10 protein-coding genes are annotated in these 12,806 nt (G+C 43.1%); 5 read left to right on the top strand and 5 right to left on the bottom strand.

The window, feature by feature from the left end:
* Positions 1–80: 80 nt before the first annotated feature.
* The 5 genes from rfaD to D8S93_RS09350 all read right to left on the bottom strand — a co-directional run bounded on the left by rfaD (position 81) and on the right by D8S93_RS09350 (position 5,096).
* Entirely contained in the window at positions 81–1,022 is a 942-nt protein-coding gene (gene rfaD / locus D8S93_RS09370; RefSeq protein ID WP_048626024.1) for an ADP-glyceromanno-heptose 6-epimerase, read from the bottom strand.
* Positions 1,023–1,170: 148 nt separating this feature from the next.
* Positions 1,171–3,369, bottom strand: a complete 2,199-nt coding sequence (locus D8S93_RS09365; RefSeq protein WP_152812896.1) for a YjbH domain-containing protein — start codon at positions 3,367–3,369, stop codon at positions 1,171–1,173.
* Positions 3,370–3,371: 2 nt separating this feature from the next.
* Positions 3,372–4,133 (bottom strand): capsule biosynthesis GfcC family protein, encoded by a 762-nt coding sequence (locus tag D8S93_RS09360; protein ID WP_152812894.1) that lies wholly within the window; start codon positions 4,131–4,133, stop codon positions 3,372–3,374.
* Entirely contained in the window at positions 4,130–4,804 is a 675-nt protein-coding gene (locus D8S93_RS09355; protein WP_193621597.1) for a YjbF family lipoprotein, read from the bottom strand. Before D8S93_RS09355 ends, D8S93_RS09360 begins: the two co-directional genes overlap by 4 nt.
* 73 nt (positions 4,805–4,877) lie before the next feature.
* Positions 4,878–5,096: a hypothetical protein gene (locus D8S93_RS09350; protein ID WP_017449110.1), complete on the bottom strand. Its 219-nt coding sequence runs from the start codon at positions 5,094–5,096 to the stop codon at positions 4,878–4,880.
* Between the two features lie 661 nt (positions 5,097–5,757).
* On the opposite strand from D8S93_RS09350, the gene D8S93_RS09345 reads away from it, so the two are divergent.
* The 5 genes from D8S93_RS09345 (at position 5,758) to D8S93_RS09325 (ending at position 12,805) form a co-directional block, all read left to right on the top strand.
* Entirely contained in the window at positions 5,758–6,273 is a 516-nt protein-coding gene (locus tag D8S93_RS09345) for a porin family protein (RefSeq protein WP_017634964.1), read from the top strand.
* 66 nt (positions 6,274–6,339) lie between these two features.
* The gene (locus tag D8S93_RS09340; protein ID WP_152812890.1) at positions 6,340–9,042 is read left to right on the top strand and encodes an SLBB domain-containing protein; all 2,703 of its coding nucleotides are present in this window, start codon (positions 6,340–6,342) and stop codon (positions 9,040–9,042) included.
* 296 nt (positions 9,043–9,338) lie between these two features.
* Positions 9,339–10,310, top strand: a complete 972-nt coding sequence (locus D8S93_RS09335; protein ID WP_152812888.1) for a Wzz/FepE/Etk N-terminal domain-containing protein — start codon at positions 9,339–9,341, stop codon at positions 10,308–10,310.
* Between the two features lie 143 nt (positions 10,311–10,453).
* A complete protein-coding gene (locus D8S93_RS09330) occupies positions 10,454–11,644 on the top strand; it encodes a UDP-N-acetylglucosamine 4,6-dehydratase (RefSeq protein WP_152812886.1) in 1,191 nt (396 codons plus the stop codon).
* A 12-nt stretch (positions 11,645–11,656) separates the two neighbouring features.
* Entirely contained in the window at positions 11,657–12,805 is a 1,149-nt protein-coding gene (locus tag D8S93_RS09325; protein ID WP_152812884.1) for a LegC family aminotransferase, read from the top strand.
* The last annotated feature ends 1 nt before the right edge of the window (position 12,806 follow it).

The following is a 12,806-nucleotide window of genomic DNA, read 5'->3' as shown; positions in this document are numbered from 1 at the left end:
GAAAAAAGATATTAAGGAATGATACAGGCTATTGCACTTGAGTAAAGGTGGCAGGTTATGGTTCTGCCACCTTGTGGTGCTTAACGGTTTTGGATAGTTAAGTATTCGGCAACGCCTTCTGCAACCGTCTTGAACTCAACATCACAGCCTGCGGCGCGCAGTTTGGTCAGATCGGCTTGTGTGAATTCTTGGTAAGCGCCTTTTAGATGCTCAGGGAATGGGATGGTTTCAATTTGGCCTTTGCCATGATGCTTGATAACCGCTTTTGCTACCTCTTCAAAAGATTCAGCACGGCCAGTACCGCAGTTAAAAATGCCTGATACGCCGTTTTCTAAGAACCATAGGTTCACTTTGCATACATCACCAACGTAAACGAAGTCGCGTTTAAATGATTCGCTGCCCGCGAACAACTTAGGATTTTCACCTGCGTTAAGTTGGTTGTTGAGGTGGAACGCAACTGATGCCATGCTACCTTTGTGGTCTTCACGTGGGCCATATACGTTGAAGTAGCGGAAGCCGGTGATTTGAGAAAGGGTCTCACCATGTTCTTCAGCGTCTTGCCATAGACGACGAACGTAGTTATCAAACTGCTGTTTCGAGTAACCGTATACATTCAGTGCGCCTTCGTATTCGCGTTCTTCAACGAAAGTATCTGTATCGCCGTAAGTGGCTGCTGAAGAGGCGTAAAGGAATGGAATTTCACGATCTAGACAGTAATGAAGCAACTCTTTTGAGTACTCATAGTTGTTTAGCATCATGTACTTGCCGTCCCACTCAGTCGTTGCAGAACAAGCACCTTCATGGAAAATTGCCTCAATCGGACCAAAATCATCGCCCGCCATAATTTGGGTCAGAAAGTCGTCACGATCCATGTAATCTGTGATGTCCAGATCAACTAAGTTCTTAAACTTTTTGCCATTTTTTAGGTTGTCGACAACCAGGATATCGTTAATACCAGCTTCGTTTAGTGCTTTAACAATGTTGCTGCCGATCATGCCAGCACCACCAGTTACGATGATCATAAGACTTCCACCATAGATTAAAATTTTCTCAGGAATTCTAGCAAGAAACAGAAATTAGCGCTATTGGAAGCAGTAAGATAGGTTTTAGTCTTCTATGACTTAGTATCTAGATATGAAAAAGGGAGCCGCAGCTCCCTTGATTACTTTATTATTCCATATCCGAACGGTTAGGCCTTTGATACCAAGGGTTTCGTTCGTCGGTTAACTCAATTAAGCTGTACTTACGACCTAGCTTCTGACCGCCATCGCGAGTCAATGGTTGCCAGCTAAAGAACGCACGGTTGTTGCTTGGCTTAACGGTCATGATGTCGAATGGAATCGAAATGTAGAAGCCTTTAGTAAAGCTACCTTCACCGAATTCGTCAGCCGACAAATCACTGATTGATGCGAATGCACCTGCAATGACACCACTCTTGAACTGTTTAGATACATTCACTTGTGTACCGATATCACCCGCTAGGAACTGACCAACATCAACTTGAATCATCAAATCTTGTAGGAAATCCCATTGAGGGTAGTAATAACCCGACACAAAACCAGTAAAGCCTTTATCTACAACTTGGAACGGACGTCCATATTCTGGCACATTTTGCCATTTCTCATCGTAAACACCGAAGTAACTTTGTGGATCACGTTGAGAAATTAAGTTGACGTCAGCGCCAATCGCCCAGTTAGCTCCTTGTGGTCGGTAAAGAAACTCGGTACCGACTCCGGCAAACATGCTCTCCAGATAGCCCGCGTAGAATTGCAGGTCCATGGTATCTGAATACTCTTGGAACCAAGTTAACTGTAGGTTGGACATGGTTACCGCGTGTTCATTTTGATAAGCACGGAACATGGTACGTACACGAGGAATCGAAGTGCCGTCTGGTGGGGTGACGTAGTTAAACTTGTCGTAGTTGTTGTACCAATCCCAGTATAGCGAGCCACCAATTTCTAGGTTATCTGTCAGCCAGTAAGACGCGCTACCACTTAAACCGACACTGAACAGATAGAACTCTTCTGGGTTGCCTAAGGTCTGAGCCAGTTTTGGTGAAAAGCCCCAATCAAAGCGCTCAAAACCATCGTAAGCAGGTTTACCTTGCGGTTTATCGCTCGAGGTCGATGTTGCATCTTCGATATTTGGATTGATGTAGTTAACTTCTGCAAAGTCACGGTATTTCTCTTTGGAGATAACCGTTTGATCGCCGATCAGACCACGACTGCGTTCATTGATAGTAAAGGTATCAATGTTGTCTGGCATTTCGTTATAAAGGACTGCCGCCGCTTTTTCATGAGCTTCATTGCGATCACGATACTTTTTCTGCTCGCCGACAACCGAAATGGTATTGTCTTTAACATAGAGTTGGGTATTTTGGTAGCCAGCAATTTTATCCAGCTCCTCGGTAACACGTTCCCAATCTACATCAGACAGTTGCTCTGGTTGCTTGTCTTCAACTTCTGGTGTTGGTGTATCACGCCAGAAAGATGGCATATCATTGAAGTTAGTGTAAAGACTCACGCCAGCAACTAACGTATCTCCGCGCTCGTAGCTCAAGCGCAAATCTGCCATATGTCCTAAACGATATAGAACACCAAAGTTCCAAGGCGTATGAGGTGTCATGTCTACACCACCACGTACCACAGGGAAATCTTCGCTGTAATCGTTGCTGTCGTATTCAAGCTTAAATCGCAGTGGCGCGTGCAAAGTTTGGTACTCGACACCACCAAAGAGTGCAGCAGAACCTTTGAACCAACGTTCAAAATCCACACTACCACCATTACCTTTGTAATCAGAAGGGCGCTCACAGAAACTATCGGACAGCTTACAAGCTGGGTTGCTGATGTTGTCGCGCGTACCTAAGTAGCCCCAGCCCATACCTAAAGTGAAATCAAAGGTACCAAGGTTTGGGTTAGAATAACGTTTTGTTGCAGCAACAAACTCACCATCAAAAAGACCGGTACCTGCAAAATCACGCACACCAACAGAAAGCTCTGGCAAGTACTCTGACTCTTGCAAAAGTCGAACTTTAAAATCGATGCCTTTGTCAGTGTATTTGGTATCACCTGAGAAGCTTGGATCGCTACTATAGAAAAGATCGTTCACCATGGTGTAGCGAATCGTCGTTTCTAACCAGGGCATGACTTGCAGTGTGACGTTATAGAAAAGGTACTCATCGCTGCCAGTAACAGCAAAGTTAAACTCGCCTTCAGGCGCCATACGACCTGTTGGCATCTGCATTAAGCCGACACCACCGAAGTCCATTTGTGATGGTTGCAATGGCGGCACTTCAAAAGGTATGTCTTGAGCCCACACCAACGCTGGACCCATTAAAGAAAGGGATAAACTGGTTCTGATCAGGTTCATGTCTAGTTCTTCGATGAGGTTGGTTTACGTTGTGCAAGCAGAGCGACAATGTCTTTATCCATTTGTGATTTTTCGAACTCATCAAATGGGATATACACAATGGTAAGTGGCGGCAAGTAATATTGAGTGGTTAACCAACTGCCATGGTGAGGATGAATAACCTTGCCATCCGGGTAAATTAGAATTGGCGGATAGGCGAGCTCACCAATATCACCTGAACGTAGATTATCGACCTGTTCATGCAGAGCGATACCCGCTTGGTTTTCTACTGCGTAGACTTTTTCTAAGTTACCCACATACAACACTTTCTCTTTGCGTTTTGGTGCACTTAACGCAAGTTGACCTTGTAAAAGAGGGTTATCAAATTTATCCAGACGGATGCGATCAACATCAATGGCCGACAGCACGCGAGGTGCAAACTGGCTTCGTTGGATAAACTTGTAAAATGGGTGCGCAACTAAATTATGTTGAATCATTTGGTTTAACACCGAATTCTTTAAGGCAGTACTTCTTTGCACTGCTGATTCGGAATTATCAAATAGAGTCACAGCTAAAGGGTATTGCAGGGCGATTTGTTGTTCTTGTGCATGCTTAAGTACGCTCTCTAAACGTGCCGCTTGTTGGAACTGCAATGTTTTGTCCGTTCCGACAAGTTCTATATTGAGCGGTGGTAAGGTGTGATTTTTAGCTTGAACGGTAGTCGGTGTCGCCAGAATCGTTGCCGTTAAACTTAGGCTTAATAAAGATAGCAGTCGCTTATTCATGATTTTCTGTACCCTTTCAGAATCGTCAATTCAACAGGCACCATGTTTGGACCTAAGTGTTGACGTGTTTTCACTACTTCTCCTTTACCGTTTACCCAGTATTGGTTTTCTACAGTTTTTTCTAAGCTGGTAAACGTTACAACCTCGGTATAAACATCAGTAGAGGTAGAAGAAATAGGGGTTATGACGGTTTCTTTACCTTGACGAGAACGTTGGACTTTAGCCGGGAACCCATAACGGTATTTGTCAGCCCAATCGTAAGAAAGAGAATATTGCAAAGAGAGCGCTGAGTAGGCAGGAACGTTGCCATAAATACCCGCTAGATTGGTCGTTTGTAAACCAATGGTTTTAACAATATGTCCGTTCTCTGTTACTACCATTGCTTTGTCTGCACTGACCCACTTTAGTTGTGTATTGCCGGTTAATGGATTTGGTTCGGCGAAAGCTAACACTACAAAAACCTGTTTTTGGGAACCTATTTTCAGGTAAGCACTGGCATAAGGAACTGCTTCAATTTCTTCTGGCGTTAGTTCAACATCGATGTAGTTACCATAAGCTTCTTGGACGGTAGCGGATACGTCATTGAATTTTTGTGTACAGCCAAAGATTGAGCTCAGTAATGGTAGGGCAATAAGTAAGCGCATCCATTTTTGCGATAGAAGAGTGTTCATCATTCCCTCATTACAAATAAAATCGCCCTGAATAGATCAGGGCGATTGTTTCAATATCTACAACACTAAAAAATTATTTAGTTACTGAAGTAGAAGTAGAAGTAGACGTTGAAGTTGAATCGCTGTCTGACGCTGCAACTGCTACTACAGTTACTGCTGCTGCTGCACCTACTGCTACTGCAGTTGTACCAGTTGCAGATGCTGCTGCTGTACCAGTAGTACCAGCTTCAGTCGCTGCAAATGCAGTTGATGCGCTTAAAGCCATAAGAATAGCTAGAGCTGTGTTCTTCATTATTAATCCTTGTATTTCAGATTTTAAAACATCGATGTTTGGTCTGTTTAGAACATACCATTAGTCATTTTAGTTAAAAAACAATCAGCATGTAAATAGTTTCCTATGTGAATTTACCTAACGTTAAAGAAGGATTGTTGCAAAACTGAGAATTGAGAATTGAGAATTGAGAAGAGAGAACTGCTTAGGTTTGATAGTTGTACTGAATCAAAATGCGCCTTCGACTGCGTTATTTCCGGTCACCTCTGAATTTACGCAAACGTTCACATTTTTTATTCAATGCATCCGTAGTGGTGTTCTGTTTTAAGCGGCTGACAGCCAGTGTTTTTCTCATTCGTGAGAATTTACGAACCATAAACGGAAATCTGAGACGTTTTTGCCCCCTTGCCGTTTTGCGCTAATACATGCATAATTTGCCAGCTTTTGTGTTGCGTTTATAAAAGATTGTTTTTTGAACGGTTAGTCGCAAAAGTGAGGCTTAAAAAGAATATTTATATCAATAAACCGAATGGATCGGGAATCAGCGAACAGTGGCTAACGCGTAATGCCGCCGGGCGGTAGCGTGTAAACGCACAAGCGAAATTGACAAAAGTTAACAGACATTCACTGCGCGCGTCGTTCATAATGTGCAGCGGTCAGTCGACACCCAAGGAACACTTACGTGATTAATAAACGACCATGGCTAGGGGCGTTGAGTGCAATCAGCTTAGGCTTGTGCTCATTTTCTGCCTCAGCAGATTTTTATGCTGGTGCGTTAGTAAGTTACTCTAACGCTGAATTTCATCATTCCTCTTCTCCAGTAACCGAGGGAAACCCTTTCCTTCTTCAAGCGCAAGCTGGTTACTTCTTCAATGATTACCTCGCTTTTGAAGCACGTTACGGAACTTCTGTACAACGAGATAGCGGACTTGCACTAGATAGTCTTGCGAGTGGTTTTATTAAGTTGAATATGCCTGTCTCCGAGCGTGTAGCACTTTATGGACTTGCCGGTTATTCTAGTGTCCAGATCGACCAACAAAATGTAGGCTCTAATAAAGATCAAGGTTTTAGCTTTGGCTTGGGTATGCATTATGCTTTGGACAAGCAGAATGCAGTTGTCTTTGAGTTTGTTGATAGCACATCTGAGGACCAGGCACGCTTGAACGCACTTACTCTTGGCTTTCAACACCGATTTTAATTAAAGACCTAGCGCCTAGTTTTGTTGCTAGGATTTTTAACTCCTGACTTTAAATAGCGAATTATCATGCTCAAAGGATATTTCTCGATAGGTGCTTGCATTCTAGCAAGCCTATTTGCGCCGCTTACTAATGCGCAGACTCCAACCCCAGAACAAATTCAAATGTTTCAGAACTTGCCAGCTGACCAGCAACAAGCATTGGCGAGTAAGTATGGTATCTCTATTCCTTCCGGCGCTTCTTCTCAGCCAAGTAGTTATCAAAACCCTCAAGTGATTGAGCAACGCCCGGCTGCTAGTAGTACTGTTGAGGCAAAAGCTAACGACTCAGAAGACCCAGAAAAAAATGAGCAAGGTCTAAAGCGCTTTGGTCTAGATTTATTTGCGGGTTCACCGACGACATTTGCACCAATCAGTGACGTACCTGTTCCGGCTGACTACACGGTAGGAGCTGGTGATGAAATCGTTATCCAACTTTTTGGTAAAGAAAACACAACGCATCGTCTTCGTGTTAATCGTGCAGGCATCATCAACTTCCCTTCCCTTGGTCCTGTTCAAGTGGCAGGCATGACATTCTCTGACGTGCGTGATTCTTTAAACCAGCGTGTAAAAGAGCAAATGATCGGGGTTCGTAGCGATATTTCATTGGGTGAAATGCGCACCATGCAAGTTTTTGTAATGGGTGATGCCTACAAGCCTGGCGCTTACACGGTGAGCGCCCTAACTACGATCTCTCAAGCGATTTATTACAGCGGTGGCTTTAGTGAGAGTGGCGCCCTTCGTAATGTGCAACTTAAGCGCAATGGTCAGGTAATTCGTAAACTTGATATGTATGACCTGTTACTTAAAGGCGATGCGCGTAATGATATCCGCTTGTTGCCAGGAGACGTGGTCTTCATCGGTGCATTGGGTGACACGATTTCGATTGATGGCGAAGTAAACCGCCCGGCAATCTATGAAATCAAGCCAGGTGAAACCTATAAGCAAGCCATACAAATGGCGGGTGGTTTTACGGCTAACGCATATAGCGATCAAATTGAACTGAAGCGTTACGCAACAAAAGGTGCTCGCGATGCATTAACACTGAACTTTAGTCAGTCACATGACCAGCAAACTAAAGTCAAAGATGGTGATGCGGTTAATGTGCTTAAGAAAAATGAAGAGCTGACTCGTTACGTACAAATTGAAGGTGATGTTCGTCATCCGGGCTTTATAGAGTGGAAAAACGGGCTGCGTATTGCAGATTTATTCCAATCCGTTGATACCTCATTCAATTCTACTGCAGATGTAAGCTATGCTGTTGTTGTGCGTGAGATTAACCCTCAACGCGATATCGAGGTTTACCAAGTTAACCTTGCTAACGCGATTCTTTCGCCGAGCGGCAAAGATAACCTAAAGTTAAACTCACGTGATCGAGTGCTGGTATTTAACCGTTTCAATAATGAAGATTTAGATACACTTGCAAATCAAGATACGGTTACGAAAGCGAAAACGCTTGAGCAAGCACAATTTAAAGCCGAGCTGGATCAACAAAAAGAGCAAGAAGTTATGAGCTCTTCTGTTGCAATATCTTCAGCGACAGGCAATGTGTCGAAGAGGCAATCTTCAATTGAAGAATCAGAACAGCCGAAAATCATATTCCGTGGCAAAGAAATTACCAAAGAAGATTTTGAAGCATTAAAACAAAATACGCGCCGCACGTTACTTGCTCCTGTTTTGCTACAGCTTCAACAGCAATCGCGTTTGGGTTTGGCTCCGCAGATTGCAGAAGTCTTCGGTGAGGTAAAACACCCTGGGCGTTATCCAATCACCCCACGTATGACGATTTCTACCTTAATTGAAGCTGCTGGTGGTTTAACTTATAACGCATTCACCATCAACGCCGAGTTAGCTCGTACAGTAATAAACAGTAGAGATGAGCGCGCTTCTATTGATGTTGAGCGTATTGATTTACGCCAAGCTATCAAGGGTAGCTCCGCTGACGATGTCGTTATTGTTGGTCGTGATCGCCTAAACATTCTTGAGAAGCCCAATGTCAAACTGCAAAGCACAGTAACACTGCAAGGTGAAGTTCGCTTCCCTGGTACTTATACTGTTCGTCAAGGAGAGACCTTAGGGGAGTTACTTGAACGTGCTGGTGGTTTAACCGAATTTGCACATCCGCAAGGGGCTATCTTCACTCGTGAGGCTTTACGCCTTAAAGAGCAAAAGCTATTAAACCAATATGCCGCAGATATGCGAGCAGAGACAGCGAAAAAAACCTTTCGTGTAGACAGCAATATAGGTTCGGTGATCTCAGACCCAGACAAAACATTAAAGTTTGTTGAAGAAGCAAGCCGCAGCAAAGCTCTTGGTCGCATGGTAGTGCAGCTTAATCGCATCCTAAAAGAGGAGCGTTCTGCCGACTTTATGCTAGAAGACGGTGACTTCCTATTTGTGCCAACTTTTCGAAACACGGTTTCGATCATGGGTGAAGTTCAAGTTCCTATTACATATCTACTGGATAACAAGCTAGATGTGGATGATTACCTGAACAAAGCCGGCGGCGCGAAAAAACAAGCAGACGAAGACCGTATCTTCGTTGTACGCGCAGACGGCTCGGTTTACAAACCAACATCAGGCTACTGGTTCGGTAACAATCATGAAGAGCTAAAGGCTGGTGATACTATTGTTGTACCAATCGATACGGACTATCGCGATGCATTAAGCACGTGGACTGCTGCCACACAGATCCTTTACCAAACAGGTGTAGCGATCAACGCGTTGAAGTAAGGAACGACAAGGTCATTCCAATCAGCTTAAAACAAGATTAGAAATACAATAATAGTAAGAGCTTATGTAACGATAGAAGTTACATAAGCTCAATTTTATTGATCAAAACGGCAAATACTACTCTTAACACCAATAGTGGCATTGTTAAGCCGTAGCCCGTCATTCCAGCGAGCCGAAGCGAGACTAGGAATCTTGTCACAGCGTGGTTGTGTTTTGAAAGTCGGAGAACAATCTATCAAATTTCACCAATCTCTGAGTCCAATATAACGAACCTCAGAGCTTAGGATTAAAAACCAATGGAACCACAAAAAGAACCCAATCCAAATTATCTACCATACCCACCCCAACCCACAGATGATGAAATCGATCTGCGTGAGCTTTTCAAAGCATTATGGAAAGGAAAGTGGATCGTTATTGCGACTACATTTGTCTTCGCAGTTAGCGCAGTGCTTTACGCCCTAAGTCTACCAAACATCTACAAAGCCGACGCTTTATTAGCGCCGGCAGAAAGTTCAAATGGAGGAGGTCTATCAAAAATGGCAGGCCAACTTGGCGGATTAGCAGCACTAGCTGGCGTTAACCTTGGTACAAGTGAATCTTCTCAAACGGATTTAGCTGTGCAAGTAATGAAATCTCGCCAGTTTGTTGAAGCATTCATTAACAAACATGATTTGCTTGTACCTTTAATGGCAGCAACAGATTGGGATTTAACAAATAACAAGCTCATCTTAGATGAAGAGCTTTATAATCCAAACACAGGTGAGTGGTTGCGTGAACCCAATGGTCTACGTAGTTCAACACCATCTGCGCAAGAAGCTTTCGAAGTATTCAATAAAGAAGTGCTCAATATTAGCCAAGATAAAGAGAGTGGTTTATACACCGTTTCAGTAAAATACTACTCCCCATACGTAGCTCAGCAATGGGTGAATTGGTTGATTGAAGATATCAACAACGTGATGCGTGAGCGCACTATTGCCGAAACTTCACAAAACTTAGCTTATTTGAACACCCAGCTACAGAAAACTGCTGTTACTGACATGCAGAGTACATTCTATAAGCTTATAGAAGAACAAACCAAGAGCTTGATGTTGGCTGAGGTACAGGAAGAGTTCATCTTTAAGGTTGTGGACCCAGCAGTTGTTCCTGAACTTAAAGATGGCCCAAAACGAGCTCTGATTTGTATGTTAGGTACTTTACTAGGTGGTATGCTTGGTATAGCAGTAGTTTTAGTAAATTTTACATTCCGTAAAGAAGGACGTATGGATTAGCTTCAAGCTGTTCGTACTAATCAGGAGTTGGTAATAAATAAACCAAGTAGTTAAAAAGCAGTAACCACACTTTGAACAAAAAAAGCATCTCAGTTTGTGGAAAAATTTTGGATGAAGTAATTAATTTAAGTTAGGTATCGAAAATGAATCAGATTTTGCCACTGATTGGCCGCACGGAAGCGTTGTTTACACAAGATATTGAAAACCATGAAGCAGAGCTATCACGCATTGTTTCTGAATCAAGTTTTCTTGTCTTAGGAGGTGCAGGTTCAATTGGCCAAGCCGTAACTAAAGAAATCTTCAAGCGTAACCCTAAGAAGCTTCATGTTGTCGATATTAGTGAAAATAACATGGTGGAACTAGTTCGAGATATCCGTAGTTCGTTTGGTTACATTGATGGTGACTTCCAAACGTTTGCCTTGGACATTGGTTCTCTAGAGTACGACGCATTCATTAAAGCCGATGGTAAGTTTGATTACATACTGAACTTATCTGCGCTTAAGCATGTTAGAAGTGAAAAAGACCCTTACACATTGATGCGTATGATCGATGTGAATGTGTTTAACACGGACAAAACTATTCAGCAGTCTATTGATGCTGGCGCGAAGAAGTACTTTTGTGTTTCTACAGATAAAGCTGCAAACCCAGTCAATATGATGGGGGCATCCAAGCGTATTATGGAAATGTTCCTGATGCGCAAAAGTGAGCAAATGGCAATCTCAACGGCGCGATTTGCGAATGTTGCATTCTCTGATGGCTCGTTGCTACATGGGTTTAACCAGCGTATTCAAAAACGTCAGCCTATCGTTGCTCCTAATGACATCAAACGTTACTTTGTTACTCCGCAAGAGTCGGGTGAGTTATGTTTGATGTCTTGTATCTTTGGAGAGAATCGTGACATTTTCTTCCCTAAATTGAGTGAAGCTCTGCACCTTATCTCGTTTGCAGATATTGCCGTGAAATACCTAGAGCAGCTTGGCTACGAACCTCACTTATGTGAGACAGAAGAAGAAGCTCGCCAGCTTGCGCATACGCTCCCAGAGCAAGGTAAGTGGCCATGTTTGTTTACTGCAAGTGATACAACGGGTGAAAAAGACTTCGAAGAGTTTTTTACAGATAAAGAAGAGTTGGATATGTCTCGATTCGAAAATCTGGGCATCATCAAAAATGACCCTCTTTATGAGCAAGATCTGCTTACTTTGTTTGAAAACAGCATCTCTGAGATGAAAGGTGAGCGAGCTTGGACTAAAGAGCAGATTGTGAAACTGTTCTTTACTATGATCCCTGGTTTTGGGCACAAAGAAACGGGTAAATACCTCGATAGCAAGATGTAAGTGGAGTATTCAATGAAAGCGACAACTATTGTTGAATTTGTGAGAGATACTTACAAAACAGACGAATTTATTCCCTTACATGCACCAACGTTTGATGGCAACGAAAAAGCGTACGTAATGGAAACGATTGAAAGTACATTTGTTTCTAGCGTCGGTAAGTTTGTTGATGATTTTGAGAGAAAAATTGAAGCTTACACTGGTACGACTAAAGCTGTAGCGACAGTGAATGGAACAGCAGCATTGCATGCGGCATTGTACATGGCTGATGTTCAAAGAGGCGATCTGGTCATCACACAAGCATTGACGTTCGTTGCTACCTGTAATGCTCTTTATCATATGGGAGCTGAGCCGATTTTTGTTGATGTTTCACCGGTGAGTTTAGGGTTGTGCCCTAAGGCTGTGGATGCATTTTTAGAAGAGAATGCTGAAGTCACAGACGTGGGGTGTATCCATAAAAAAACAGGTAGAAGAATCAAAGCCGTTGTACCAATGCACACGTTTGGTCACCCTGTAGAGCTTGATGAACTGGTTGCCGTTTGCTTGAAATGGAACATCACGTTGGTTGAAGATGCCGCAGAAAGTCTAGGCTCGTTCTATAAGGGCAAACATACCGGTACTATTGGTGATTTTGGTGCTGTCAGCTTCAATGGTAATAAGATCATCACCACAGGTGGTGGTGGCATGGTGTTATGTAAGACTCAAGAATTAGGTGCACGTACTAAGCATGTCACGACGACAGCAAAAGTTCCTCATCCTTATGAGTTTTTCCATGATGAACCTGGCTTTAACTACCGTATGCCTAACCTGAATGCTGCACTGGGATGCGCACAGATGGAAGTTATCGAGCAGTATTTGAAGCAAAAGAGATTGCTTGCAGAAGGCTATAAAAACTTCTTCAAAGGTACAGATTTTAACTTTGTCACTGAGCCAGAGTATGCGAAGTCAAACTACTGGTTAAATGCAATTGTCTGTCCGGATAAAGAAAGTCGCGAAGAGGTGCTAGCTTGCACAAATGGCTCTGGTGTGATGACTCGACCTATTTGGCAGCTCATGCATAGGTTACCTATGTTTGAGAATGTGATACGCGATGATTTAAGTGTTTCAGAGTTACTAGAACAAAGGTTGGTAAACTTACCTAGTAGCCCGGTAACGCGGAGGTGAT

Source organism: Vibrio sp. VGrn 2 (assembly GCF_009361695.1).
Lineage (GTDB): Bacteria > Pseudomonadota > Gammaproteobacteria > Enterobacterales > Vibrionaceae > Vibrio > Vibrio diabolicus.
Note: the sequence above shows the minus strand (reverse complement) of the source record. Positions and strands in the feature narration are given on the sequence as shown.